This is a genomic window from Methylobacterium sp. WSM2598 (assembly GCF_000379105.1).
Taxonomy (GTDB): Bacteria; Pseudomonadota; Alphaproteobacteria; order Rhizobiales; family Beijerinckiaceae; genus Methylobacterium.
The window spans coordinates 4,154,939-4,179,629 of record NZ_KB900609.1; the positions used below are offsets into that span (position 1 = coordinate 4,154,939).

General features: G+C 72.9%; 19 protein-coding genes and 1 pseudogene. 8 read left to right on the forward strand and 12 right to left on the reverse strand.

All coding sequences use genetic code 11. The features are described 5' to 3' along the window. Nucleotides 1–347: 347 nt before the first annotated feature. Nucleotides 348–1,730: a class II 3-deoxy-7-phosphoheptulonate synthase gene (locus MET2598_RS0119825; RefSeq protein ID WP_018262066.1), complete on the forward strand. Its 1,383-nt coding sequence runs from the start codon at nt 348–350 to the stop codon at nt 1,728–1,730. Nucleotides 1,731–1,790: 60 nt separating this feature from the next. Here the strand turns inward: MET2598_RS0119825 and MET2598_RS0119830 are convergent, their stop codons facing one another. Continuing rightward, the gene (locus MET2598_RS0119830; RefSeq protein WP_018262067.1) at nt 1,791–2,126 is read right to left on the reverse strand and encodes a transposase; all 336 of its coding nucleotides are present in this window, start codon (nt 2,124–2,126) and stop codon (nt 1,791–1,793) included. Nucleotides 2,127–2,182: 56 nt separating this feature from the next. Here MET2598_RS0119830 and MET2598_RS36940 point away from each other — a divergent pair, with 56 nt between their 5' ends. Beyond that, the gene (locus MET2598_RS36940; RefSeq protein ID WP_018262068.1) at nt 2,183–2,704 is read left to right on the forward strand and encodes a hypothetical protein; all 522 of its coding nucleotides are present in this window, start codon (nt 2,183–2,185) and stop codon (nt 2,702–2,704) included. A 14-nt stretch (nt 2,705–2,718) separates the two neighbouring features. Continuing rightward, a complete protein-coding gene (locus tag MET2598_RS0119840; protein ID WP_018262069.1) occupies nt 2,719–3,696 on the forward strand; it encodes an acetamidase/formamidase family protein in 978 nt (325 codons plus the stop codon). A gap of 150 nt (nt 3,697–3,846) precedes the next feature. On the opposite strand, the pseudogene MET2598_RS43800 reads toward MET2598_RS0119840, so the two are convergent. The 6 genes and pseudogenes from MET2598_RS43800 to MET2598_RS0119870 form a co-directional block, all read right to left on the reverse strand. Beyond that, a pseudogene (locus MET2598_RS43800) lies at nt 3,847–4,041 on the reverse strand (helix-turn-helix domain-containing protein); the annotation flags it as partial. Nucleotides 4,042–4,070: 29 nt separating this feature from the next. Then, nucleotides 4,071–6,236 carry a carboxypeptidase-like regulatory domain-containing protein gene (locus MET2598_RS0119850; protein WP_018262071.1) on the reverse strand — a complete coding sequence of 722 codons (2,166 nt, stop codon included), beginning with the start codon at nt 6,234–6,236 and terminating at the stop codon, nt 4,071–4,073. 118 nt (nt 6,237–6,354) lie between these two features. Further along, nucleotides 6,355–7,212, reverse strand: a complete 858-nt coding sequence (locus MET2598_RS0119855; RefSeq protein ID WP_018262072.1) for a transporter substrate-binding domain-containing protein — start codon at nt 7,210–7,212, stop codon at nt 6,355–6,357. Between the two features lie 11 nt (nt 7,213–7,223). Further along, a complete protein-coding gene (locus MET2598_RS0119860) occupies nt 7,224–8,234 on the reverse strand; it encodes a fumarylacetoacetate hydrolase family protein (protein ID WP_018262073.1) in 1,011 nt (336 codons plus the stop codon). A 197-nt stretch (nt 8,235–8,431) separates the two neighbouring features. Continuing rightward, nucleotides 8,432–9,226, reverse strand: a complete 795-nt coding sequence (locus MET2598_RS0119865; protein WP_018262074.1) for a class II aldolase/adducin family protein — start codon at nt 9,224–9,226, stop codon at nt 8,432–8,434. 152 nt (nt 9,227–9,378) lie between these two features. Beyond that, nucleotides 9,379–10,032 (reverse strand): carboxymuconolactone decarboxylase family protein, encoded by a 654-nt coding sequence (locus MET2598_RS0119870; RefSeq protein ID WP_018262075.1) that lies wholly within the window; start codon nt 10,030–10,032, stop codon nt 9,379–9,381. Nucleotides 10,033–10,847: 815 nt separating this feature from the next. Here MET2598_RS0119870 and MET2598_RS0119875 point away from each other — a divergent pair. Next, nucleotides 10,848–12,434: a peroxidase family protein gene (locus MET2598_RS0119875; RefSeq protein WP_012331533.1), complete on the forward strand. Its 1,587-nt coding sequence runs from the start codon at nt 10,848–10,850 to the stop codon at nt 12,432–12,434. A 158-nt stretch (nt 12,435–12,592) separates the two neighbouring features. Here MET2598_RS0119875 and rffA read toward each other — a convergent pair whose 3' ends face one another. The 5 genes from rffA to MET2598_RS0119900 all read right to left on the reverse strand — a co-directional run bounded on the left by rffA (nt 12,593) and on the right by MET2598_RS0119900 (nt 17,073). Then, nucleotides 12,593–13,738 (reverse strand): dTDP-4-amino-4,6-dideoxygalactose transaminase, encoded by a 1,146-nt coding sequence (gene rffA, locus MET2598_RS0119880; protein WP_018262076.1) that lies wholly within the window; start codon nt 13,736–13,738, stop codon nt 12,593–12,595. 346 nt (nt 13,739–14,084) lie between these two features. Next, nucleotides 14,085–14,909, reverse strand: coding sequence for a purine-nucleoside phosphorylase (locus MET2598_RS0119885; protein WP_018262077.1), 825 nt, complete (start codon nt 14,907–14,909; stop codon nt 14,085–14,087). Further along, complete coding sequence (locus MET2598_RS0119890) at nt 14,906–15,313, reverse strand: cytidine deaminase (protein ID WP_012331530.1); 408 nt, start codon at nt 15,311–15,313, stop codon at nt 14,906–14,908. Before MET2598_RS0119890 ends, MET2598_RS0119885 begins: the two co-directional genes overlap by 4 nt. Nucleotides 15,314–15,452: 139 nt before the next feature. Further along, nucleotides 15,453–16,307: a prephenate dehydratase gene (locus MET2598_RS0119895; RefSeq protein ID WP_012331529.1), complete on the reverse strand. Its 855-nt coding sequence runs from the start codon at nt 16,305–16,307 to the stop codon at nt 15,453–15,455. 22 nt (nt 16,308–16,329) lie between these two features. Then, nucleotides 16,330–17,073: a 3-deoxy-manno-octulosonate cytidylyltransferase gene (locus MET2598_RS0119900; RefSeq protein ID WP_026190831.1), complete on the reverse strand. Its 744-nt coding sequence runs from the start codon at nt 17,071–17,073 to the stop codon at nt 16,330–16,332. Between the two features lie 282 nt (nt 17,074–17,355). Here MET2598_RS0119900 and MET2598_RS0119905 point away from each other — a divergent pair, with 282 nt between their 5' ends. The 4 genes from MET2598_RS0119905 (at nt 17,356) to MET2598_RS0119920 (ending at nt 24,691) form a co-directional block, all read left to right on the forward strand. Further along, the gene (locus tag MET2598_RS0119905; protein WP_012331527.1) at nt 17,356–17,895 is read left to right on the forward strand and encodes a c-type cytochrome; all 540 of its coding nucleotides are present in this window, start codon (nt 17,356–17,358) and stop codon (nt 17,893–17,895) included. A gap of 429 nt (nt 17,896–18,324) precedes the next feature. Beyond that, nucleotides 18,325–20,721 (forward strand): caspase family protein, encoded by a 2,397-nt coding sequence (locus MET2598_RS38190; RefSeq protein ID WP_051086520.1) that lies wholly within the window; start codon nt 18,325–18,327, stop codon nt 20,719–20,721. 224 nt (nt 20,722–20,945) lie between these two features. Beyond that, a complete protein-coding gene (locus tag MET2598_RS0119915; RefSeq protein WP_018262079.1) occupies nt 20,946–22,811 on the forward strand; it encodes an extracellular solute-binding protein in 1,866 nt (621 codons plus the stop codon). Continuing rightward, the gene (locus MET2598_RS0119920) at nt 22,808–24,691 is read left to right on the forward strand and encodes an extracellular solute-binding protein (protein ID WP_012331524.1); all 1,884 of its coding nucleotides are present in this window, start codon (nt 22,808–22,810) and stop codon (nt 24,689–24,691) included. The genes MET2598_RS0119915 and MET2598_RS0119920 overlap by 4 nt, the downstream gene beginning before the upstream one ends.

Here is a 24,691-nt window from a genome sequence, read left to right on the forward strand (position 1 = left end):
ATGCAATCCGAAGCGTTGCCGGACGATCACCGCGCGCCGGCGAGGCAGGATCGGGCTTCCGCGAGCGTTCCGAGGGCCTTGCTGCGGAATGATGGCGCCCCGCGCGCCGGGCCGGATGCCTCGCCGGGCGCCGGCTCTGCATCGGCGGCGCGGCCCGTCCCCGCCCCTGCCGCTGCGTCCGGCGCCGCCTGCCCCTGGGGCGCCGGGGAGCGGCGCCGGTCGGCGCTGCAACCGGGCGGCGGGGCCCGCGCAGCACCCTCGCTTCTTGACCGCAACCGCCCTATAAGCGCGGCTCCATCCCCGGGGCCCACCCGTGACCCTTCAGGAGAGGTGTGCAGGAGAGACCAATGAGCGAGCGCTGGACCCCCTCGAGCTGGCGGCGGCTGCCGATCCAGCAGGTGCCCGACTATCCCGATGCGGTGGCGCTGGAGGCGGTCGAACGTCAGCTCGCGAGCTTTCCGCCGCTGGTTTTTGCAGGTGAGGCGCGCAAGCTGAAGCGCAGCCTCGCCACGGTGGCGGCGGGCGAGGCCTTCCTGCTCCAGGGCGGCGACTGCGCCGAGAGCTTCGACGAGCATTCGGCCGACAACATCCGCGACTTCTTCCGCGTCTTCCTGCAGATGGCGCTGGTGCTCACCTTCGCGGGCGGCTCGCCGGTGGTGAAGGTCGGGCGCATCGCCGGCCAGTTCGCCAAGCCGCGCTCCTCGCCGACCGAGACGCAGGACGGCGTCGCCCTGCCGAGCTACCGCGGCGACATCGTCAACGGCATCGGCTTCACCGCCGAGGACCGGATCCCGGATCCGCGGCGGCAGGTCGAGGCCTACCGGCAATCGGCGGCGACGCTGAACCTGCTGCGCGCCTTCGCGACCGGCGGCTACGCCAACCTGGAGAACGCCCATCGCTGGATGCTGGGCTTCGTGAAGGACTCGCCGCAATCCTCGGCCTACGAGGACCTCGCCCAGCGCATGACCGAGACCCTCGACTTCATGCGGGCGATCGGCATCAACCCGGAGACGCACCAGGAGGTGCGCCAGACCGACTTCTACACGAGCCACGAGGCGCTGCTGCTCGGCTACGAGCAGGCCCTGACCCGGGTCGATTCGACGAGCGGGGATTGGTACGCCACGTCCGGGCACATGCTCTGGATCGGGGACCGGACGCGGCAGGCGGACCACGCCCACATCGAGTACGCCCGGGGCATCAAGAACCCGGTCGGGCTCAAATGCGGCCCGTCCCTGAAGCCCGACGACCTGATCCGGCTGATCGGCCTGCTCAATCCCGAGAACGAGCCGGGCCGCCTGACGCTGGTCTGCCGCTTCGGCGCCGACAAGGTGGGCGACCACCTGCCGGGGCTGATCCGGGCGGTCGAGCGCGAGGGCCGCAAGGTGGTGTGGTCGTGCGACCCCATGCACGGCAACACGGTCACGGCGAGCGGCTTCAAGACCCGGCCCTTCGAGCGGGTGATGAAGGAGATCCAGGGCTTCTTCGACGTCCACCGGGCGGAGGGCACCTACGCGGGCGGCATCCACCTGGAGATGACCGGCAAGAACGTCACCGAGTGCACGGGCGGCGCGCGCGCGCTCACGGCGGACGACCTGCGGGACCGCTACCACACCTATTGCGACCCGCGCCTCAACGCCGAGCAGGCGCTGGAGGTGGCGTTCCTGACCGCCGACCTCGTCAAGCGCGAGCGGCGGGACAAGGAGCGGCCCCGGATCGAGGCCGCCGAGTAGCGCGGAGGGGGAGCCCGGGTCTCCCGCCCGGGTCTCCCGCCGACGCGTCGCGCGCCCGCCTCACTGGAGGACGCGCACGGAGGCGAAGCGTCCGACCAGGGCGCCGCTCTCGCGATGGGAAGGAGCGGGCGCGGGGCCGGGCGCCCGGCCCTGCGGCGGCAGCGCCGCGGCGCGCCGCAGGCGCCGCACCTCGGCCCGCAGGGCGGCCTTCTCCTGCTCCGCCCGGCGCAGACGGGCCGCCACCGGAAGCGGCAGGCCGCCGAAGCGGCGCTTCCAGCGGTGGAAGGTGGCGAGCGAGACGTGGGCCGGGGCGCAGATCGCCCGGACCGGAACCCCGTTCTCCGCCTCCCGCAGGAGGAACACGATCTCCTCGTCCGGGTGCCGTGAGCATCGCATGCGGGACCTCCCCGTGCGCCGCTGAGGCAGCAAGAAGCGGACCTCCCCCGGGGCGGATGGGAATTTTCGCGCAAGAATCCTGCGCCGCCCACGCGGTGGGCGGCTTCGGCGGCAACAACGGCATGACCGGCTTCTCGCTGCTGTTCGGCTGGCCGATGGCGGCGCCCGCGACGGGGCTCGGGCTCGCCGGCATCCTCCTCGGCACACGGGTGGTGGCCCTGTTCCCGGCCCTGCGGGAGATCCGGCACCGGCGCGGCGGCACTCTCTCGGGCGGGCAGCATCAGCTCGCCCTCGCCCGGGCGCTCGCCACGCGCCGGCGCCTCCTGCTCGACCAGCCGACCGAGGGCATCCAGCCCTCGATCGTCGCGGTGATCGAGGAGGTGATCGGGCTCAAGGGCCGGATCAGCGTGCCTTTGGTCGAGCAGCACCTCGATTTCGCGATCCGCCTCGCCGACGCCTTCGTGGTCCTCTCCCGCGTGGTCCTCTCCCGCGTGGTCCTCTCCCGCGGCAGCGTCGTCGCGCAGGGCGACCGGGCGGCCTTGAGCCGCGCCGCACTCTCCCGTCACATCGCGGTCTGAACAAGGAGAACCGGATGCCGACCCACCACGAGATCCCGGCGACTCCCGAGAACATGGTGCTGGGCTATTTCGACGCCCGAAGGCCGCCCGTCCTGACGGTGGAGTCCGGCGACACGGTCACCCTGTCCTCGTTCCCGGCCGGGGGGCGCGAATCGCTCCATCCCGATCCCGCCCGGGTGCCGGCCGACTACCTCGCGGCGCTCGACGCCCACGCGCCGGGCTACGGCCCGCACTTCGTCACCGGGCCGGTCCACGTGCGCGGCGCCCTGCCGGGGGACGTGCTGCAGGTCGACATCCTCGACATCGCGTTCCGCCAGGATTGGGGCTTCGTCGCCATCCTGCCGCTGCTCGGCACCCTGCCCGACGAGTTCACCGAGTACGAGACGATCCACCCCGACATCGACGTCGCGCGCGGCGTCTGCACCCTGCCCTGGGGCACCGACCTGCCGCTCGACCCCTTCTTCGGCATCCTGGCGACGGCCCCGCCGCGGGCCTGGGGCCGGGTCGGCTCGCCGGTGCCGCGGGCCTTCGGCGGCAACATGGACAACAAGGAGCTGAAGGTCGGCACCCGTCTCTACCTGCCGGTCTTCAACGAGGGGGCGGGGTTCTACGCGGGCGACGGGCACGGGGTGCAGGGCGACGGCGAGGTCTGCGTCACCGCGCTGGAGACCGGCCTCACCGGGACCTTCCGGCTCACCCTGCGCAAGGACCTCGACCACGCCTGGCCCTTCGCCGAGACGCCGACCGACCTGATGGCGATCGGCCTGCACGAGAGCCTGGACGAGGCGATGCGGCAGGCGGTGCGCGAGATGGTCAAGCACGTCTGCGCGCGCACCTCGCTCAGCCGCAACCAAGCCTACATGCTCTGCTCGCTCGCCGGGAACCTGCGCATCACCCAGACCGTGGACGGCAACAAGGGCGTGCACATGCTGATGCCCAAGTCTGCCCTGCCCAAGTCTGCCCTGCCCAAGTCTGCCCTGCCGGCGGCGTGAGCCCGGCCGGCGCGGGGGCCCCGCCGCCCCGGCGCTCACGCCCCGTCGGGCCCGGAGCGCCTCTTGGCCTCCGGGGCCGCGGGGGGAGGTGAGGATCGCGAGCACCGCCCTCGCGCCCGCCGCGAGGACGACGAGGTCGGCCTCGGTGGGGCGCACGCCGCGGGCGTGCCGGTCGAAGAGCCGCGCCTGCACGGTCTCCTCGACCTCGTGCAGGCTGTTGGACAGGGCCGGCTGCGTGGCGCCGAGCACCGTCGCGGCCTTGAGGAGGCTGCGGTGCAGGTCGAGGGCGTCGATCATCCGCAGCTGCGACAGCCGCAGGCGCTGATCGAGGAAGCGGCGGGGCATCGCGGCGGGTCCGACCGGGGACCGGCGCCTCAGCGCGCCAGCGGATCGGGCCGCATCTGCAGCTTGACCACCTTGGCGAGGGCGCCCTTGCCGCCCTCGCCGTGGAAATTCGCCCGCGTGCCCGAGGTCGTCCACAGCCCGCGGCCCTTCCACCCGGCCGCGGGGTCGTCGATGCGCCCGTCCACGTTCTTGCTGAAGAACCCCATCGGGTAGGGCACCCGCAGGGTCACGAACCGCTCCCCGACGAGGGCGAGCAGCGCCTCCCCGCCATTGGCCATGGCGACCGGCACGTCGCGCCCGAGCCCGAGCGTGTCGTGCACGTCGACCCAGACGTAGTAGGCGTGCTCGGCGCTCCCGGCGGGATCGGCGCCGCGGAATTGCGGCCCCGGGAAGCGGTAGAGCGTCCAGCCCTCGGGGCAGTGCCGGCCGGTCGCCGCCTCGGGCCCGTCGAGGCGCCCGGTGCAGCGGCGGCGGTCGAAGCGCGCGAGGTGCCCGCTCGCCAGCACCGTCCAGGCGACGCCCTGCGAATCCACGTCCACGCCGCGCGCCCCGAAGCTGCCCTCCGGCGGCTGGAACAGCTCGGCCGTCGCGGTGCGGCTCGGATCCGCCCCGGGCACGAGGCGGATGAGCAGGCTCGGCTGATCCATGCGCGAGAAGCCCGGCCCCATCGCCTGGCCCCAGATCACGTCCCCCTGCGGGCTTGGCGCCACGCCGTAGAAGGCCGCCCGCACCCACTTGTCCTTGCCGGGCTCGGCCGGCTGGTCGGGCCCGACGTAGGGCGCGCGCTGCCCGCTCCCGGTCAGGTTGGCGACGATCGGCGTCCAGCCCTGCGAGCCCGCCTCGTCGCCGCTCGCCGCGAAGGCCCGGGTGTTGAGCCAGCCGACGACCCCGCTCGCCGGCTGCCCGGCGCTGAGCCAGAGGGTCTCGTCGCGGTCGTAGCCGAAGACGAGGTGGTGGGTGGTGAAGCAGGTGTCGATCAGCGTCCAGCTCTCCGCCTTCGGGTCGTAGACCGAGAGCTGGCGCGCCGATTCCGACAGGGGCGCGACGGAGGCGGAGGGGTGGGAGGTCCGGCACGGGGCGGGGTTGGCGGCGGGGCGGATTCGGGCGGTGAACCACACCCGTCCGCGCCCATCCATCATCGGGTTGTGGATGCTGGCATGCCCGTCCCAGATCGGCGCGTCGCCCCAGAACACCGAGGGGCCGGCCGGAAGGTCGCGGCTGCTCGGCGTCGCCGGGTCGCGGACGGGGTGGCGGATCAGGCGCGCCACGTGGCGCACGGGATCGAGCACCGGCACGAGGTCCGAACTCTCCTCGGGCGAGCCGTAGATGGGGCCGTTCGCGTTGACGCGCGGGTCGCGCTTGTCGGTCGAGACCGCGTCGTGGAGGTACATCGGCGGCAGGCCCCAGTCCCAGAGGCTGATGACGAGGTTGCGCTCGATCCCGCTCGGCCGCCGCGGCGCGTCGAAGGGCAGTTCGCCCGCGGCGATGCGGTCGGTCCAGTCCGCGAACAGCGGCAGGGCCGCGTCCGGCCCGAGCCGGGTCAGGGTCAGCGCCATGTTGGCCATGGCTTGGCCCGATTGCAGGCGCCGCGCCCACAGCTCCGTCGAGGTGCGGAAGCTGCCGAGCGCCGGGCTCGGCGACCGCACGGTCTTGGACCCCAGCGCGTGGCAGGACTGGCAGGAATTCTTGATCGTGTCGATCCAGTCCGCCTGCGAGCGGATCCCGGCCGGGATATGGGCCGGATTGTCGTCCGATCCCGGGAAGGCGTCGGCCGGCGGCAGGCGCAGCATGGAGTACCAGTAGACGCCCGGGTAATACTCGGCCGCCGCGGCGGCGCTCGGGGCCGGCCTGGCGGCGAGGTGCAGGACCTGGCCGGGGCGGGCCTCGGCCCTGTCGGAATCGACGAGGCCGTAGCCGCGCACCCAGACCCGGTAGCCGGCGGCGGGCAGGTCGGGGATGACGAAGCGGCCGGCCTCGTCGGTGACCACGACCTTGGCGAAGCGCGTCGGCAGGTCGGCGGTCTCGGCGATCACCCAGACGCCGGCCTCCGGTCCCTCGGGCCCGGTCACCTCGCCGCCGAGATCGCCGGGCCCGATCGCGACCTCCGGCGCCGCGCGGGCCGGCGCGGCACCGGCGAGGAGCGCGAGGAGCGCGAGCCGCGGCAGGGCGGACCGGAGGTCAGTGGCGGCACGCATGCGTCGTCCTCCCGCGGATCGTCTCGTCATGCCTGAGAACTCGATCGCGCGCGGTCCAGGACAAGGTTCCGCGAGCGACGGCGCCGTCGGGGGCCGGGCCCCGGCCGCCGGTCCGTCCTCACCGCGGCCGATCCGGCCCGGCCACGGTCGCGTCCTGGCCGTGGGCCCTGAGCGCCGCGGCGACCAGGCCCTCCGCCTTGGCGGCCTCGACGAGGTCGCGCAGGCGGCGCAGCCCCGCCTCGCGGCCCGGCCGCATTCCCACGGCCTGCGCGATCGCCATGAAACGGCCCGGGATCACGCGCAGCCCGGGATGCGCCGCCGCGTAGGCCTTGAGCGGCTGCGCCACCCCCGCGGCGTCGAGCTCCTGCGCGGCGAAGAGCGCGAGCGCCTCGGCCGAGGTCGCGGCGCGCACGAGCTGTGCCCGGCGCAGCGTTCGGCTGAGGTGGAGGTCGTAGGCGCTGCCGCGCCCGACCGCGATCCGCACCCCGTCCCGGTCGGCATCCTCGACCGTGCGCAGGGACGACTCGGCACGCACCAGGTAGGTCCCCTCGATCAGCAGGTAGGGGGCCGTGAAGGCGATCGCCTGGGCGCGCTGCGGGTCGACCGCGAGGAAGCAGATGTCCCAGGCGTCCCGCGTCGCCGCGTCCGAGACGAAGCCCGCCCCCTCGTAGGTGACGAGCACGACCGGGACGCCGAGGCGGCGCCCGAATTCGCGGGCGAGATCCACCGAGACGCCCTCCGGCGCCCCGGTGGCCGGGTCGCGCCGGGCGAGCACAGGATTGCCGAAATTGATCGCCGCGCGCAGGACGCCTCCCGGCGCGAGATCCTGGCGCGCCGGGTCCGGCGCGCCCGGCGCTAAGTCCGGCGCGCCCGGCGCCAGGTCCGGCGCGCCCGGCGCCAGCTCCGGCGCCGTCTGCGCCCGCGCCGGCCCGGCGAGGGCGGCCGCCAGGGCGGCGATCAGGCTCAGGCGGCGCATCCGCGACGCCGTCAGGTGAGGCGGAAGCGCAGCTCGCCCAGGCCCTCCAGGCTGCAGGCGACCTCGTCCCCGGGCTTCAGCCATTGCCGCTCGGCGCGCGGCTTCTTCTCCCCGAAGATCACGCCGTGCGGCGTTCCCGTGTAGAAGATGTCGCCCGGCTTGATCGTCATCATCTTGGAGGCGAAGCTGATCAGCTGGCGGCAGTTGAAGATCATGTCGTTGGTGTTCCAGTCCTGCCGCTGGACGCCGTTGACCCGCGTCTCCAGCCGCAGGTTGTTGGGGTCCTTCACGAGGTCGCTGGTGACGAGGTAGGGGCCGAGCGGCGCGAAACCGTCCGCCGTCTTGCCGATCATGAATTGCGACGTCAGGGTCTGCAGGTCGCGGGCGCTGAAGTCGTTGCCGGTGGCGTAGCCCGCCACGCAGTCCAGGGCCTCCGCCTCCGACACGTTGGAGCATTCCCGCCCGAACACAATCACCAGCTCGACCTCGTAGTCGAACTCGCGCGCGACCGCGGTCGGCAGCTTGATGGTGCCGCCATGGTGGTTGAGCGCGTTGTTGTACTTGTTGAAGAGCGGAGGGTCCTTGGGGATGGGGGTTCCGGTCTCGGCCGCGTGGTGCCGGTAGTTGAAGCCCATCATGATGATCTTCTCGGGCCTCGTGACGAGGGGAGCGAACCGCACGGCCTCCTCGCGCAGGTAGAGGGTGTCCGGCCCGCGCGCCGCCCCGTCCGCCACCGCCCGGAGCAGCCCGCCCTTCCCGTTCTGCAGGAGGTCGTCCATGTCGGCGGGCGCGGGCAGGCCGAGGCTCGCCGCGGCCGCGGTCACGTCGAGGATGCCCCGCTCCGTCTTGACGCCGAGGCCGTAGCCCCCCTGGCGCTGCATGTTGAGCAGCGTCATGCCCCGCGGCATCTCGAAGGAGGCCGCCGCGGCCGCCGCCCCGGTCCGCAGCCCCGCGGCCGTCCCGGCGCCGGCGGCCGCCAGCCCGGCCGCGCCCATCAGGAAATCGCGACGATCTGCCTGCATGTCCGTGTCCCTCCCTGCAGCATCGTCCGACGACGCGGCGACCGGTTCGCCGGACGACGTGCGGCACAACCAAGAGCCGGCCGCCGCTTTCGTTCCAGTCCGCACGGGAGCGGCGCAGGCGGCGTCGGGCGATCCCGGCGAGCCGGCTCGCCGCATCGTGGTGCCGCCGAACCGGTAACCCCACCGGCGCGTGGCCCTCAGGGTGCCGCCGTCACCTTCCGCTTCCAGAGATCCCAGGCCCGCAGGTGGATCTGGTCGAGCGCCCTGTCGGCCTTCTCGGCCTCCTCGCGGTCGAGGAAGACCGGCGGCCCGTCGAGCGCCATCGCCTGGCTCTGAATGCGCGCATTCACCTCGGTGTAGACGGCCCGGAAGACCGCCAGCGGCAGGGTGGGGCCGACCACGACGTCCCCGTGGCCGCGCATCAGGGCGACCGCCTTGTCGCCCAGGGTCGCCGCGAGGGCGCGGCCGAGCCTGGAGTCGCGCACCAGCATGTCGGTCTCCCCGCCCGCGCCGCGGATGTCGAAGACCGGCACCCCGGCGCCCAGGAAGGCGGCGATATGGTAGGCCGGCCGCAGGGGCGTCCGGGCGATGCCGAAGGGGATCACGGCCGGCGAGTGGCTGTGAACAACGGCGTGCACGTCGGGCCGGGCGCGGTAGATCTCGGCGTGGATGAACCGCTCCAGGAACACCGCCCGGCCGCGGGGATCGAGCGGGTTGCCGTCGAGGTCGAACTCCATGATGTCCGCGGCCGCGACGAGGGCCGGGGCCACCGAGCGCGACATCAGGAACCGGTTCGGGTCCTCGGGGTGCCGCACGCTGACATGGCCGAAACCGTCGACCACACCCTGGTCGGCGAGGATGCGGTTGGCGGCGACCAGATCCGCGACGAGGGCGGCGGGCGGCGCGGGCCCCGGCCGCTCCTGCGCGGCGCCCGCGCCCATGCCGAGCCAGGCCCACAGGGCGAGGCAGACCGCTCCGACGACCCCCTTCATGGGCGGGCTCCTTCCTCCCCGGGGCGGCCGTGACCCGGCGCGCGTGGGGCCGCGCAGGACGGCACCTGCGAGCGTGGCGTGTTCAGACCGAGGATCAGCGTATTCCCGGTTGAGTCAACCGGGCCGCCGCGGCGGGGCGAGCCCCGCGCGGCTCACGGCTCGCCCGGCTTGAAGGGCGGCTCCTTGCCGGGCGGCACGCCCTCCTCGGCCATGCTGAGCAGCATCGCCACCGTGACGTAGGTGCCGGTCAGGGCCGTGAGGTCGACCACGCCCTGCTCGCCCAGCACGGCCTTCGCCCGCGCGAAGGTCTCGTCCGAGACCGCGTGCTTGGTGGAGAGCTCCATGCAGAAATCGTAGACCGCCTCCTCGTCGGGCTTCATGCCCCGCGGGCGCCGATTGGCCTTGAGATCGGCCGCGACCTCCTCGGACAGGCCCGCCTTGAGGGCCAGCGGATGATGCGCGTACCACTCGACCTGCGAGCGCCAGAGCCGCCCCGTGATCAGGATCGCGAACTCGTTCAGCCGCGTCGGCACCGAGGTGTGCCAGCGCAGGTAGTCGAGGAGGTCGTACATCCGCTGCGCCATCTCGGGACTGCGGATCATCGGGTTGTAGGGGCCGGCGAGCCCGACGCTGGAGATCTTCATGATCTTCTCGCCGAGCGGGCGCTGCTGGTCGGTGAGGGTCTCCAGCGTGAGTTGCGGGAAGCGCGGCTCCCTGCCGAGGGCCGGCGCCCGCGCCTGCCAGGCGGTCAGCCCGCCCGCCCCGAGCCCGGCGAGGAGCACGAATCCCACGAGGTTGCGTCGCATCGGCCTGTCCTCCCTGGCGCGGGCCCGTCGGGATGCGGGCCGCGCGCGACGCGGGCCCGCCGGAATGCGGGCTCCGCGCCGGCATAAGGTCGACCGCGTGGCAGCCGATGTCCAGCCGGCCGCCGCCGCGCGGGCGCCGGCGGGCGGGGCAGGCCGGACAGCAGCATGCCGGCAGGCAGGGTCCATCGCCGGATCAGCCGCTCGATCATGCGGGCGGCCCCGGACGATCACGCGATCACAGGATCGGATTTCATGGGGTACGGCTTTACCGCCACCTGCCTCTGGGGCATTCCTGCGGCCGAGGCAGGAGCCAGGGCCGTCGCCCCCGTGGCGGTGCCTTCCCGCGGGCGGCGCCCCGCCCCTCCGCAACGGCTCCTTTCCCATTGTCCATGCCGGATGAAATTCGTCATTCGCCTTTCTCTCCCCCGTTTTTTCACTATATTCATCTGCCGATTTTGCGCGATGTCTCCGTAAATGAAATAATCTCGCAAGCTATTCATAGAATCATATGACTGAGATATATTTCTGATGATTCAAGCTTCGGCGCATGCCGACATGTGCGAAAGATCACGATTCTCGCCCCCGCGGCATTGACAAAACAGGCCCAATCGAGCAATACCGTGGCTGGTTCGAACGCTGTTTCTCAGCGTCGTGTTTTCGGATGCCCCAGGGGACATCCGTGGAGATTTCACCGAGAGATCCGGCGCTCGCGACGCGGCAGAGGCCTCGCGGCCGTGCGGGCGCCTTCTTGGACGGCGGGTGGCCCGCGCCGCGCGGATCACTCTCGTCGCCCCTCACGGATCGGGAGTGCGCCCATGGTGGATTCCGCCCGCGACACCAGCCGGGACGGCCTGCGCAACACGATCGAGACCTTCCTGCTCACGCGCGGCAGGCCGTTCTGGCAGGTCGCCAACCGGCAGCCCTGGCTCGCGCGCCTGTTGAACCGGCTGATCGTCGACAATGCCGTGCGCAAGGCGCCGATGCGGCCGCTGCGGCTCAGCACCATGGCACCCTACAGCTCCTGGTCGTCGCTCACCGACAGGACGTGGTTCTCGCGCTACGCGCCGCCCGGAGATCTCGACCCGCTGCCGCCCCTGGACGCGGTGGCGCGCCTCTTCGTGACGCGGCCGGAAGGGCCGCGCCTGTCGACCCGCTCGACCCTCCTGTTCCCGAGCTTCGCCCAATGGTTCACGGACGGGTTCCTGATGACGGACCCCGCCGATACCCGCCGCACCCGGACCAATCACCAGATCGACCTGAGCCAGATCTACGGGCTCACCGAGGCGGTGCAGGCGGCCCTGCGGCGGCGCAGCGAGGCCCGCGGGGAGCGCGGGCGGCTCCTCTCCGAGATGCACGGCGGCGAGGAATGGGCGCCGCGCCTCTTCGACCCGGAGGGCCGGCGCGACCCGCGCTTCTCGGCCGTGCCCGATCCGGTGAAGATGCCCGACACGCTCCCGCCGGAGCGCAAGGCCACCCTCTTCGCCTTCGGGGGCGAGCGGGCCAACGCCACGCTCTTCACCGCGGCCATCAACACCCTGTTCCTGCGCGAGCACAACCGGCTCTGCGGCGTGCTCGAAGCCGCCGAGCCGGACTGGGACGACGAGCGGATCTTCCAGACCGCCCGCGCCATCAACATCGTCCAGCTGATCAAGGTCGTGGTCGAGGAGTACATCAACCACATCTCGCCCTACTGGTTCAGGCTGCTGGCCGACCCGACGCCCTGCTACGGCGCGCGATGGAACCGCGAGAACTGGATCCCGGTGGAGTTCAACCTGCTCTACCGGTGGCACAGCCTGGTGCCCGAGCGGGTGCGATGGCGGGACGGCGAGGTCCCGATGGCCGGCACCCGCTTCGGGAACGGGCCGCTCCTGGCGGAGGGACTCGGCGCGGCCCTGCACGCCGCCAGCGCGACCGAGGCGTGGCGCCTCGGCCTCTTCAACACCGCCGAGATGCTGCGGGAGGTCGAGCGGGCGAGCGTCCAGCAGGGCCGCACCAACCGGCTGGCGAGCTACAACGACTACCGGGAATTGATGAACTATCCCCGCATCACCCGCTTCGAGCAGATCAGCGGCGATCCGGACGTGGTGGCGGCCCTGCGGGACCTGTACGGGACGGTGGACCGGATCGAGTTCTTCGTCGGGCTCTTCGCCGAGGACCTGCCGCCGCGGGCGGCGGTGCCGCCGCTGATCGGCCGCATGGTGGCGGCGGACGCGTTCTCGCACGCGCTGACCAACCCGCTCCTGTCGCCGCAGGTCTACAACGCGGACACGTTCACCCGGGCGGGCATGGCCTGCATCGCCGAGACCTCCACGCTGCGGGACATCGCGGCCCGCAACCTGCCCGGGGGCGGCCGGGGGCTGCGCATCACGATGGACCACCCGCTCCACCGCTCCTCCGCCTGATCCGGGATCCGCTTGATCGAAGCGGATCCCGGATCCCGAGCCCGCGCGGCGCCTGAGCGCGGCGCCTGAGCGCAGCCGACATCCGCATCGCCGAAATGCGAGATGGCGAAGCGATCAACCGGATGGCGCATGAGGGGCCGCGGCGCGGGGCGCCCCGCTCAGGCGTAGAAGGCCTCGACCGCGGCCACGACCCGGGCGATCTCGCCCCCCGTCATGTTGAGGAAGAGCGGCAGCCGCACGAGGCGCGCGCTGACCGAATCCGTGACCGCGAGGCTCGACCCGGCCCGCCCGTGGCGCCGCCCGGCCGGCGCCGAATGGAGCGGCACGTAGTGGAAGGTGGCCTGGATGCCGCGCGCACCCAGATGCGCCAGGAGGCGGTTGCGGGTGTCCTCGTCGCGCGTCAGCAGCCAGAAGATGTGGCCGTTCGTCTGGGTGCCCGCCGCCTCCGGCAGGGTGACGAGGCCGCGCGCGGCGAGCGGGGCGAGGCCGGCCCGGTAGGCGTCGCAGAGGGCGCGCCGCTCGTCGCAGATCGCCGCCGCGCGCTCGAGCTGGGCCAGCAGGAACGCCGACACGATCTCGCTCGGGCCGTAGGAGGAGCCGACATCCTGCCACGTGTACTTGTCGACCTCGCCCCTCAGGAAGCGGCTGCGGTCGGTGCCCTTGTCGCGCACGATCTCGGCGCGCGCGGCGAGGCGGGGGTCGTTGACAAGGAGCGCGCCGCCCTCGCCGGCGATCACGTTCTTGGTCTCGTGGAACGACAGGCAGCCGAGATGCCCGATCGTGCCGAGGGGCCGCGCCCCGTCCCGCGCCAGATGGGCGTGGGCGGCATCCTCCACCACCACGAGCCCGCGCGCGTTCGCCACCGCCATGACGGCGTCCATCGCGCAGGCCCGCCCGGCATAGTGGACGACCGCGATCGCCCTGGTGCGGGGGGTGAGCGCGCCCTCGATGAGGCGCTCGTCGATGTTGAGGGTGTCGGGCCTGATGTCGACGAAGACCGGCGTGGCGCCGCGCAGCACGAAGGCGGTGGCGGTGGCCGAGAAGGTGAAGGAGGGCATCACGACCTCGTCGCCGGGCCCGATCTCCGCCAGGATCGCGGCCATCTCCAGGGCGGCCGTGCAGGAATGCGTCAGCAGCGCCCGGTGCGTGCCGAGTTCGGCCTTGAGCCACTCCTCGCAGCGCTGCGTGTACGGCCCGCCCCCCGCCATGCTGCCGTTGCGCAGGACATCCGCGATGTAGTCGAACTCCCGCCCGACCACCGTGGGGCGCCCGAACGGGATCCTGGACTCGGACTCGATCGTCATCCACCGCACGTTCCGTACCCCTGTTGCGCCGGGTATCGAGCAACGACAGCGCAGCGTCAATCCATCCAAGCTGTCCCGGTCTGCCTTATGTGGGGACGATCGCCCCGGTCCCGCCGCACCTGGGCCGTTGGGACGCGGATGAGAGTCAGTTTCGATCAGCATTTTTCCGGCAGACGAACCGGCCGAGATAGCGGAGTGACTGCTTTGATGCGACATCGCGACTGGATACGACTTTTCGTCTAGGGCATCGTCGGCGCGAAATCCGGAATGAGACCGCCGGATATCCATCCTCGGCGCGCGCCGGCGGCGCTCACCCGGGACCGGCGCGGGGGCGAGGCCCCGGGCCTCAGGGTCCCCCGGGTCCCGAGAGCCAGGCTTCGACGAGCCGGCCCACCGCCTCGGCGGCCGGCGCGGCGGCGCGCTTGGTCTCGGCATGGGTCGGGCTGCCGCCGTGCAGGCCGGCCGCGTGGTTGGTGACGATCGAGAGCGCGGCGACCCGCAGGCCGAGGAAGCGGGCGAGGATCACCTCCGGCACCGTCGACATCCCGACGAGGTCCGCGCCGAGGAGCCCGGCCATGCGGATCTCGGCCGGCGTCTCGAAGCTCGGGCCGGAGAACCACGCGTAGATGCCCGCGTGGAGGGGAATCCCCGCCCGCGCGGCGGCCCGCCGCAGGCCGTCCTGCAGGCCCGGATCGTAGGCGTCGACCATGGGCACGAAGCGGGCGTCGGAGGGCTCGCCGATCAGGGGGTTGAGGCCCGACAGGTTGAGATGGTCGGTGATGAGCGCCAGGGCCCCGGGGCCGGCCTCCTCGCGCAGCGACCCGGCCGCGTTGGTGAGAAGGAGGGGCGGGCCCCCCAGCGCCGCCAGGGTGGCGAGCGGCACCCGCATGGCGGCGGCATCGCCCCGCTCGTAGGGATGGACCCGGCCCGCGAAGAGCAGCACGGGCCGGCCCGCGAGCGTGCCCGCCACGAGCCGCCCGGCATGGCCCGAGACGCCGGAGAGCGGGAAATGCGGGATCTCGTCGTAGGGGAGGATGCGGGGCGACGCGATCCGCTCCGCGAGGGGGCCGAGGCCGGTGCCGGCCACGATGGCGAGCGCGAAGGGACCCGCGACGCCGCGGGCGCGCAGCGCGGCGGCGGCCGCGGCGGCGCGGGGATCGGGCGAGCTCACGCCCCGGCCCCGAGATTGTCCGGGCCGAACGAGGCGGGCAGCAGGGCGTCCAAGGTGAAGCTGCGCCGCACGCCCGCGGGCCCCGCCACGTGGATGGGCGTGTCCGGCGCGGCGAATTCCCGGATGCGCTGGCGGCAGGCGCCGCAGGGGGTCACCAGCGCCTCGCCGTCCCCGAGCACCAGCATCGCCGCGATGCGCCGTCCCCCGCTCGCCACCATGGCGGCGATGGCGCCGGCCTCCGCGCAGGTGCCGACCGGGTAGGCCGCGTTCTCGACGTTGCAGCCGGCATGGATCGCCCCGGTCTCGTCCAGGAGGGCGGCGCCGACGCGGAAGCGCGAGTAGGGCGCGTGGGCCCGGGCCTGCACGGCCCGGGCGGCGGCGAAGAGGGCGTCGGTGGCGGTCATGCGGTCGGCGAGCTCGGAGGCGGGCCCGATGATTGCCCGGGACGAGGGGGCGCTGTCGAGCCCCGCGCGGCCGCGGCCGCGGCCAGGGCCCGTCCCGGGCGCGACGGCCGCTTCCCGCTCCTCCGGCGGCCGCTTGCCGCTACTCGGCCCGCGGCCGCGTGCTCTCGCGGAACGGATGGGCCGGGTAGGTGCCGATGAGGCGCAGCTCCCGCGAGAAGTAGGCGAGCTCGTCGAGGGCGCGGCGCAGGGGCGGCTCCTCGGGATGGCCGTCGACCTCGGCGTAGAACTGCGTCGCGGTGAACTGGCCCTCGACCATGTAGCTCTCGAGCTTGGTCATGTTGACGCCGTTGGTGGCGAAGCCCCCGAGCGCCTTGTAGAGCGCGGCCGGCAGGTTGCGGACCCGGAACACGAAGCTCGTCACGCAGGGCCCGCTCTCGGGCGGGGGCACGGACGGCTCGCGGGCGACCACCACGAAGCGCGTCGTGTTGTGGGCCTCGTCCTCCACGTCCTGCTCGACGATGGTGAGCCCGTAGATCTCGGCCGCGAGGCGCGGCGACAGGCTCGCGCGGGTCGGATCGCCGATCTGGGCGACCTCGCGGGCGGCGCCGGCCGTGTCGCCCGCCACCACCGGCTTCAGGCCGCGGCGGCGGACCACCTTGCGGCACTGGCCGAGGGCGTGGACGTGGCTGTGGACGCTGCGCAGAGCCTCCGGATCGGCGCCCGGCAGCGCCATCAGCTGAAAATGGATCGGCAGGAACTGCTCGCCCACGATGTGCAGCCCGGAGGCCGGGAGCAGGTGGTGGATGTCCGCGACCCGGCCCGCGATGGAATTCTCGATCGGGATCATGCCGAGATCGGCGCTGCCGTCCGCCACGGCCGCGAAGGCGTCCTCGAAGGTGGGGCAGGGCAGCGGCGTCCAGTCCGGATAGGCTTCGGCGCAGATGATGTGCGAGTTCGCGCCGGGCTCGCCCTGGTAGGAGATCGTGCGGGTCATCGGGAGGGACGCGGCCTTCTGGTCAGTTGAGGCGCCTGGCCGCCATCACGGCGCGGGCGCGATCGAGGTCGTGGGGGGTGTCGACGCCGAGCGGCACGTCGTCGACGACGGTGGCGTCGATGCGCATCCCGGCCTCGAGGGCGCGCAGCTGCTCCAGCTTCTCGCGCTGCTCCAGCGGGCTCGGGCCGAGGGCGACGAAGCGCTCCAGCGCCCGGCGGCGATAGGCGTAGAGGCCGATATGGTGGTGGAGCGGCCCCTCCCCCCAGGGCGCGGTCGCGCGGGTGAAGTAGAGGGCGCGCAGCCGCGTGGGCGAGACCGGCGAGCCCACCACCTTGACCACGCTCGGCTCGGTGCGCTCCTCGGGTCGCGTGATCACGGCGCAGAGGGTCGCGATGTCGACGGCGCGGTCGGCGAGCGGGGTCACCGAGGCGGCGATGACGGTGGGGTCGATCGTCGGCAGGTCGCCCTGCACGTTCACCACCACGTCGTGGCGCCCCTCCGGGTCGATGATCGCGAGCGCCTCCGCGAGGCGGTCGGAGCCCGAGGGGTGGTCGGGCCGGGTCAGCACCCCGAGCCCGCCCACGGCCTCCACCGCCGCCACGATGGCGGGCGTGTCGGTGCAGACCACGACCGGGCCGAGACCCGACTCGATCGCGCGGCGCCAGACGTGGACGATCATCGGCTCGCCGCAGATCTCCGCGAGCGGCTTGTCCGGCAGGCGGGTCGCCGCGAGGCGGGCGGGGATCAGGATCAGCGGATCGGACATGGACGAACCGGAGAGGAGCGAGAGGCGCGAGCCGGGATTCGCGCGCTCCATAGACCATATCCGGGTCTGCCCGCCACCGCGGCGCCGCCCGGGCCGCGCTCAAGTGCGGCCCGGGCCGCGTCTGCGACCAACCGACGTTGGTTGGAGCCATTGTCAATGGCGCGGGAGAACGGCTAAGCACCCCGCCGTGTGTTCCCCGCGCGCGCGGCCGGTTCGGGCCGTCCCCGCCACCTCCAACCGCCTACGAGGCCCTGCTCGTTCGAGCACCGGAGCTGCCGAGACATGGATTCCTTCGAGCTTAACAAGGTCGCCGGTGCCGTGCTCGGCACGCTGTTGTTCGCGATGGGCACGGGCTTCCTCGCCGAGCTGATCTACAAGCCGAAGCCGGCGGGCGATCGCGGCTACGCGCTCGCGGCCGCCACCGAGGCGCCGGCGGGCGGCGGCGAGGCGGCGCCCAAGGAGGAGCCCCTGCCGGTGCGCCTCGCCAGCGCCGACGCCGCCAAGGGCCAGTCGGCGGCCAAGAAATGTGCGGCCTGTCACAACTTCGACAAGGGCGGCGCGAACAAGGTCGGGCCGAATCTCTGGGGCGTCGTGGGCCGGCCGAAGGGCAGCCACGAGGGCTTCAACTACTCGGCCGCGATGAAGGCCAAGGGCGGCGACTGGAGCTACGAGGACCTGGACCAGTTCATCCACAACCCGAAGGGCTACGTGCAGGGCACGATCATGGCCTTCGCGGGCGTGTCCTCCGGCGCCGAGCGCGCCGACATCCTGGCCTACCTGAAGACGCTCTCGGACAAGCCGGTCGACTTTCCCAAGCCCTGATGCCCAAGCCCTGATGCCCAAGCCCTGATGCCCAAGCCTTGATGCCCAAGCCCTGATCCGAAAGCCTTGATCCCGGATCCCGACCGGGGCGGACCATCGTCGGCGCGGAAGGCCGGGCGGGCGCCCGGCCTTCGTCGTGTCATGCCAAATCCGCTTGATCCCTTCGGGATGGCGGATTTGGGCTTCGCTCAGGCGCCGCGCGGGCTGGTGATCCGCTTGATCCCTTCGGGATGGCGGATTTGGGCTTCGCTCAGGCGCCGCGCGGGCGTGTGATCCGGGATCCGCTTCGATCAAGCGGATCCCGGATCACGGCCCTGCCAGCCGAGATCGCCGCGCGGGCGGGCACACCGCGTGCCGATCGGCACTTGTGCGCTCCCATCGACCCGATATCCCATCCCGCATGGGAGGCATTCGGCTGGGAGGCGATGCGTGACCGGATCCGTCGGGCGGGCGCTCCTGATTCTGCTCACGCTCTGCCTCTCCGCGGCGGCCGCCAGGGCCGAGCGGCGCCTCGCCTTCGTGGTCGGCGTCAACGCCTACGCGAATCTCCCCCAGGGGATGCAGCTCGAGCGGGCGGTGCGCGACGCCGAGACCGTGGCGGACGCGCTGCAATCCCTCGATTTCCGCGTCGCGCGCCTGACCCGCGAGGCGACGCTCACCGGCTTCCTCACCGCCTTCGGGGCCTTCACCCGCGAGGTCGAGCCGGGCGACACGGTGCTGTTCTACTTCGCGGGCCACGGCGTCGCCCTCGACAGCGTCAACTACCTGATCCCGGCCGACATCCCCTCGCTGGCGGCGGGCGGCGAGGGCGTGGTGCGCAAGCTCGCCCTCGCCGAGGCCGACATCATCCAGGACATCCAGTCCCGCGGCGCCCGGGTCACGATCCTGGTGATCGATGCCTGCCGGGACAACCCCTTCCCGAAGGCCGGGTCGCGCACGCTCGGCGCGCCCCGCGGCCTCGCGTTCAAGGAACCGCCGCAGGGCGTGTTCTCGCTCTACTCGGCCGGGGCGGGCCAGCAGGCCCTCGACCGCCTCCCCGGCAGCGACCCGAGCCCCAACTCGGTCTTCACCCGCGTCTTCGCCGCCGAGCTGCGCAAGCCCGGCACCAGCCTCGTCGATCTCGGCGAGACGGTGCGCGAGGAGGTGGCCGCCCTCGCCCGCCGGGCGAACCACGACCAGATCCCGGCCGTCTACAACCAGGTGCTCGGCGCGCGGCGGATCATGCTGGCCGGCGCGCGGGCCGAGCCGCCCGCGCCCGCCGCGCCCCGGGCCGACGAGATCGCGTGGCGCTTCCTCAAGACCAGCACCGACCCGGAGGCCCTGCGCAGCTTCGTCGCGCAGTTCGGCGACAGCCCGCTGCGGGCGGAGGCCCAGGCCCGCCTCGCCGAGATCGAGACGAGCCGGCGCCAGACGGTCGCCGCGCTGCCGCCCCCGACGCTGCGCCGGGTCGGCGACGAGGCCCTCTGCGACGAACTCGCCGCCGTCTCCGACGGGCGCGAGCGCGCGCCGGGCCTGCGCGGCGTGCCGCTCGACAAGATCGATGCCCGGCGCGCGGTCGAGGCCTGCCGGGCGGCGACGCGGGCGGCTCCCGACAACCCGCGCTACGCGGTGCAGCTCGGCCGGGCCCTGCACGCCGACAAGCAGTACGGCGACGCGGCGGCCTGGTACCGCCGCGCGGCCGATCAGGGCAGCGCGCAGGCCCTCAACAACCTCGCCACCCTGACGCTGGAGGGGCTCGGCGGCCTGGAGCGCAGCCCCGACGAGGCGCTCCGCCTGTTCCACCGCGCGGCCGAGCGCGGCAGCGTCGCGGCGATGCGCAACCTCGGCAACCTCTACCGGACCGGCAGGCAGGGGGTGGCGAAGGATTCCGCCGAGGCCGTGCGCTGGTACAGGGCGGCGGTCGAGCGCGAGGATGCCGCCGCCATGGTGGAGCTCGGCGTGATGACGGCCCGCGGCGAGGGCGTGCCGAAGGACGAGGCCGAGGCGGGACGGCTCTACGCGCGGGCCGAGCGCCTCGGCAACGCGGCGGCCCAGAACAACCTCGGCCTGTTCCTGCTGCACGGGAAGGGCGGGTTCGCCAAGGACGAGGCGGAGGCCGCGCGCCTGTTCCGCCGCGCCGCCGAGGCGGGCAATGCCCACGCGATGGCGCATCTCGGCTGGATGACCAAGCTCGGCAAGGGTGGCTTGGCGAAGGACGACGTCGAGGCCGTGCGGCTCTACCGCAGGTCGGCGGAGGCCGGGAACAGCCTCGGCATGGCCTATCTGGCGGCGATGTACCGGGAGGGGCGCGGCGGCCTGCCGGAGGATGCGCGGGAGGCGCGCAGGCTCTACGAGCGCGCCGCCGAGGAGGGCAGCGCGGTCGGGCGGGCGGGCCTCGCCTTCCTGCACGAGCGGGGGCTCGGCGGCCTGCCGCGCAACGAGGCCGAGGCGCTGCGCCTCTACCGGCTCGCCGCCGAGGAGAACAACGGCGTCGCGATCGACCATCTCGGCCAGTTCCACCGGGACGGCAAGGGCGGGCTGCGGCCCGATCCGCAGGCCGCCATGGCGCAGTTCCGGCGGGCGGCCGATCTCGGCTTCGCCCCCGCCATGGCCCATCTGGGCGCGCTCTACGAGAAGCGCCGCAACGCCGCCGAGGCCCTGGCCTGGTACCGCAGGGCCGCCGACCTCGACGACCCGCTCGGGCTCTACCTCCTGGGCCAGGCCCACGAGACCGGGCTCGGGATGCCCCGGAACCGGGGCGAGGCGCTGCGCCTCTACGGGCGGGCCGCCGAACTCGGCCATGCGGGGGCGGCGGCCGCCCTGCGGCGCCTCGGCAGGAGGGTGTGAGGGCCAGGAAGGCCTGAGGGCAAGAAGTCTAGGGGCAGAGGGTCTGGGGCAAGAGGATCTGGGGCAGGAGGGTCTGGGGCAAGAGGGTCTGGGGCAAGAGGGCGTGAGGGGCCGGGCGGCTGCGCGCATCGGGCAGGTGGCGCCAGGGGAGCGCGGGACGTAAACACGGGATCATCGCCGCGCCCGGCCCGTCGCCCGGGCGCCCAGACGGAGGATCGTCCCGCGTGACCGCACGCCGCCCCGCCGCGCTCGCCCTTCTTCTCTGCCTGACGGGTGGCCTCGCGCCCGCGCCGGCCCTCGCCGACCCGCCCTGGCGCCACGGCCTGACGCTGCTCGGCACGCCCAAATACCCCGCCGACTTCACCCATTTCGCCTATGCCGACCCGGAGGCGCCCAAGGACGGGCTCCTGCGCCTCGGCCAGCAGGGCTCCTTCGACAACCTCAACCTGATCGTCTCGGGGGTGAAGGGCGACCTCGAGGGCGAGGTCCCGCTCATCTACGACACCCTGATGACCGAGGCGCTCGACGAGCCCTTCACGTCCTACGGGCTCCTCGCGGAGGGCGTGCAGGTGGCGGAGGATCTCGGCAGCGTCACCTACCGGCTGCGGCCGCAGGCGAAGTGGCACGACGGCGCGCCGGTCACGCCGGCGGACGTGATCTTCTCGTTCGGGATCCTCAAGGAGAACAGCCCGCTCTACGCCTCCTACTACCACAACGTCGCCAAGGTCGAGGCGGTCGGGGAGCGCGAGGTGCGCTTCACGTTCTCGGAGACCGGCAACCGGGAATTGCCGCAGATCGTCGGCCAGATGCCGGTGCTGCCCAAGCACTGGTGGGAGGGCCGGGATGGCGGCGGGCATCCCCGCAAGCCGACCGAGACGACCCTGGAGATCCCGCTCGGCTCCGGTCCCTACCGGATCGCCAAGCTCGATCCCGGCCGCAGCATCACCTACGAGCGGGTGGCGGATTACTGGGGCCGCGACATCCCGGTGAACAAGGGCCGCTTCAACTTCGACGCCCTGCGCAACGAGTATTTTCGCGACGGCACGGTGCTGATCGAGGCCTTCAAGGCCGACCAGTTCGACTGGCGCAGCGAGAACATCGCCCGCAACTGGGCCACCGCCTACGACGGCTTCCCGGCCGTGCGCGAGGGGCGGATCGTCAAGGAGGAGTTCCCCTCCCGCGGCAGCGGCATCATGCAGTGCTTCACCTTCAACCTGCGCCGCGCGAAATTCGCCGATCCGCGGGTGCGCCGGGCGCTCAACCTCGCCTTCGACTTCGAGGAGATGAACCGCACCCTGTTCTACGGGCTCTACAAGCGGATCGATTCCTACTTCTTCGGCACCGAACTCGCCGCCTCGGGGCTGCCGGAGGGACGCGAGCGCGAGATCCTGGAGAGCGTCAGGGACAAGATCCCCGAGAAGGTCTTCACCGAGCCCTACCGCAACCCGGTCAACGGCAGCGCGGAGGCGCAGCGCACCAACCTGCGCGAGGCGGTGCGCCTCCTCCAGGCGGCCGGCTACGCGCAGCGGGGCGGTCAGATGGTCGGGGCGGCCTCCGGCCAGCCCCTCACCATCGAGTTCCTGGGCTACGACAACTCGGCCGAGCGCGTGGTGCTGCCCTATCGCCAGCAGCTCGAGCGGCTCGGCATCAAGGTCACGTTGCGGATCGTCGACCCGGCCCAGTACCAGAACCTCGTGCGCGGCTTCGAGTTCGACGCGCTGGCGCTGAATTCCTGGCCGGAATCGCTCTCGCCCGGCAACGAGCAGCGCGATTTCTGGGGCTCCGCCGCCGCCGACAGGCCGGGCTCGCGCAACCTCGCCGGCATCAAGGATGCGGGCATCGACGCGCTGATCGAGAAGGTGATCTTCGCCCGCGACCGGGACGAGCTCGTCGCGGCGACCCGCGCGCTCGACCGGGTGCTGCTCGCCCACGACTACGTGGTGCCGCAATGGGCCGCCGGGGTGAGCCGGACGCTGCGCTGGAACCGCTTCGCGCATCCGGCGGTGCTGCCGACGTATGGCGGCTCGGGCTTCCCCTGGACCTGGTGGTACGACCGGACCCTCGCCGCCAAGACCGGGGCGGCGCGATGAGCCCGACCCGCCGCGCCCTGCTGCGGCTCGCCGGCAGCGCCGCCCTCGCGGGGACGCTGCCGCGGGCCGGCCGCGCGCAGGGGACAGCTGCGCAGGACGGCCGCCCCCCCGCGGGCGAGCGCCACGGCCTGTCGAGCTTCGGCGAGTTGAAATACCCGGCCGACTTCCCGCGCTTCGACTATGTCGAGCCGATGGCGCCGCGCGGCGGCACCTTCTCGACCCAGATCGCCACCACGGCGGGCAACCAAGCCTTCGAGACCTTCAACACGCTCAACATCTACGTGCTGAAGGGCGACGGCGCGGCCGGGATGGACCTGACCTTCGACAGCCTGATGACGCGCGCCCTCGACGAGCCGGACGCGCTCTACGGGCTCGTCGCCCGCGCGGTGCGGGTGAGCGAGGACGGCCTCAGCTATCGCTTCACCCTGCGCCCGCAGGCGCGCTTCCACGACGGCTCGCGGCTCACCGCCCGGGACGTCGCCTTCTCGATCCGGATCCTGCGGGACAAGGGCCACCCGCGGATCGCCTCGGTGCTGCGCGACGTCGCCGACGCGGTGCCGGAGGGCGACGAGGCGGTCACCGTCACCTTCGCGCCCGGCCGCAGCCGCGACCTGCCGCTCGTCGTGGCGGAGCTCCCGATCTTCTCGGAGGCCTACTACGCGGCCCGCGACTTCGAGGCCTCGACCCTGGACGCCCCCCTCGGCTCCGGGCCCTACCAGGTCGCCCGCTTCGAGGTCGGGCGCTTCATCGCCTTCGATCGGGTGCGCGACTACTGGGGCGCCGACCTGCCGGTGAATGTCGGGCAGAACAATTTCGACGAGATCCGCTACGAGTATTTCCGCGACCGCGACGTCGCCTTCGAGGCCTTCAAGGCCGGAGCCTTCACCTGGCGGGAGGAGTTCACCTCGCGGGTCTGGGCCACGGGCTACGACTTCCCGGCCGCCCAGGAGGGGCGGGTCAAGCGCGAGACCGTGCCGGACGCCACCCCGTCGGGCACGCAGGGCTGGTTCTTCAACACCCGCCGCCCGGTCTTCAAGGACCCGCGCATCCGCGAGGCGATCGGGCTCGCCTTCGACTTCGAGTGGTCGAACCAGAACCTGATGTACGGCGCCTATCGGCGGACCGCCTCGTTCTTCGAGAATTCCGACCTGAAGGCCGAGGGACCGCCCGGGCCGGAGGAGCTCGCCCTCCTCGAACCCTTCCGGGGCAGGCTGCCGGACGAGGTGTTCGGCGCGCCCTGGTCCCCGCCCCGCTCGGACGGCTCGGGCCAGGACCGGGCGCTGCTGCGGCGGGCCGACGCGCTGCTGCGCGAGGCGGGCTGCACCCGCGAGGGCGGCCAGATCAGGCTGCCGGACGGCCAGCCCCTCGCCTTCGAGTTCCTGGATTCGAGCCCGGTCTTCCAGCCCCTGGTGCAGCCCTTCATCAAGAACCTCTCGCTCCTGGGCATCCGGGCGAGTTCGCGCATGGTGGACCCGGCCCAGTACCAGGCGCGGCTCAAGGAGTTCGACTTCGACGTGGTCTCGACCCGGTTCGGGGGTTCGGTGACGCCGGGCGCGGGGCTGCGGGAGATCTATGCGAGCCGCAGCGCCGCCGTGCCGGGCTCGCAGAACCTCGCCGGCATCGCCGACCCGGCGGTCGACGCGATGCTGGACCGGGTCGCCAACGCGGCGACCCGGGCGGAGCTCACCACCGCCTGCCGGGCCCTCGACCGCTGCCTGCGGGTCGGCCGCTACTGGGTGCCGATGTGGTACTCGGCGCAGCACCGGCTCGCCCTCTGGGACCTGTACGGCCGGCCGGCCGCTTTGCCGCGCTACGGGCTCGGGGCGCCGGCGATCTGGTGGTACGACGCCGCCCGCGCGCGGCGCATCGGGCGGGGGTGA

What these genes read in the sequence shown, in the direction of transcription:
- rffA (WP_018262076.1), bottom strand. Translation starts at nt 13,738, where the DNA reads ATGACGATCGAGTCCGAGTCCAGGATCCCGTTCGGGCGCCCCACGGTG.
- MET2598_RS0119860 (WP_018262073.1), bottom strand. Translation starts at nt 8,234, where the DNA reads ATGCAGGCAGATCGTCGCGATTTCCTGATGGGCGCGGCCGGGCTGGCG.
- MET2598_RS0119840 (WP_018262069.1), top strand. Translation starts at nt 2,719, where the DNA reads ATGCCGACCCACCACGAGATCCCGGCGACTCCCGAGAACATGGTGCTG.
- MET2598_RS0119875 (WP_012331533.1), top strand. Translation starts at nt 10,848, where the DNA reads ATGGTGGATTCCGCCCGCGACACCAGCCGGGACGGCCTGCGCAACACG.
- MET2598_RS0119830 (WP_018262067.1), bottom strand. Translation starts at nt 2,126, where the DNA reads ATGCGATGCTCACGGCACCCGGACGAGGAGATCGTGTTCCTCCTGCGG.
- MET2598_RS0119895 (WP_012331529.1), bottom strand. Translation starts at nt 16,307, where the DNA reads ATGACCCGCACGATCTCCTACCAGGGCGAGCCCGGCGCGAACTCGCAC.
- MET2598_RS0119890 (WP_012331530.1), bottom strand. Translation starts at nt 15,313, where the DNA reads ATGACCGCCACCGACGCCCTCTTCGCCGCCGCCCGGGCCGTGCAGGCC.
- MET2598_RS0119870 (WP_018262075.1), bottom strand. Translation starts at nt 10,032, where the DNA reads ATGCGACGCAACCTCGTGGGATTCGTGCTCCTCGCCGGGCTCGGGGCG.
- MET2598_RS0119855 (WP_018262072.1), bottom strand. Translation starts at nt 7,212, where the DNA reads ATGCGCCGCCTGAGCCTGATCGCCGCCCTGGCGGCCGCCCTCGCCGGG.
- MET2598_RS0119850 (WP_018262071.1), bottom strand. Translation starts at nt 6,236, where the DNA reads ATGCGTGCCGCCACTGACCTCCGGTCCGCCCTGCCGCGGCTCGCGCTC.
- MET2598_RS36940 (WP_018262068.1), top strand. Translation starts at nt 2,183, where the DNA reads ATGGGAATTTTCGCGCAAGAATCCTGCGCCGCCCACGCGGTGGGCGGC.
- MET2598_RS0119900 (WP_026190831.1), bottom strand. Translation starts at nt 17,073, where the DNA reads ATGTCCGATCCGCTGATCCTGATCCCCGCCCGCCTCGCGGCGACCCGC.
- MET2598_RS0119865 (WP_018262074.1), bottom strand. Translation starts at nt 9,226, where the DNA reads ATGAAGGGGGTCGTCGGAGCGGTCTGCCTCGCCCTGTGGGCCTGGCTC.
- MET2598_RS0119825 (WP_018262066.1), top strand. Translation starts at nt 348, where the DNA reads ATGAGCGAGCGCTGGACCCCCTCGAGCTGGCGGCGGCTGCCGATCCAG.
- MET2598_RS0119920 (WP_012331524.1), top strand. Translation starts at nt 22,808, where the DNA reads ATGAGCCCGACCCGCCGCGCCCTGCTGCGGCTCGCCGGCAGCGCCGCC.
- MET2598_RS0119905 (WP_012331527.1), top strand. Translation starts at nt 17,356, where the DNA reads ATGGATTCCTTCGAGCTTAACAAGGTCGCCGGTGCCGTGCTCGGCACG.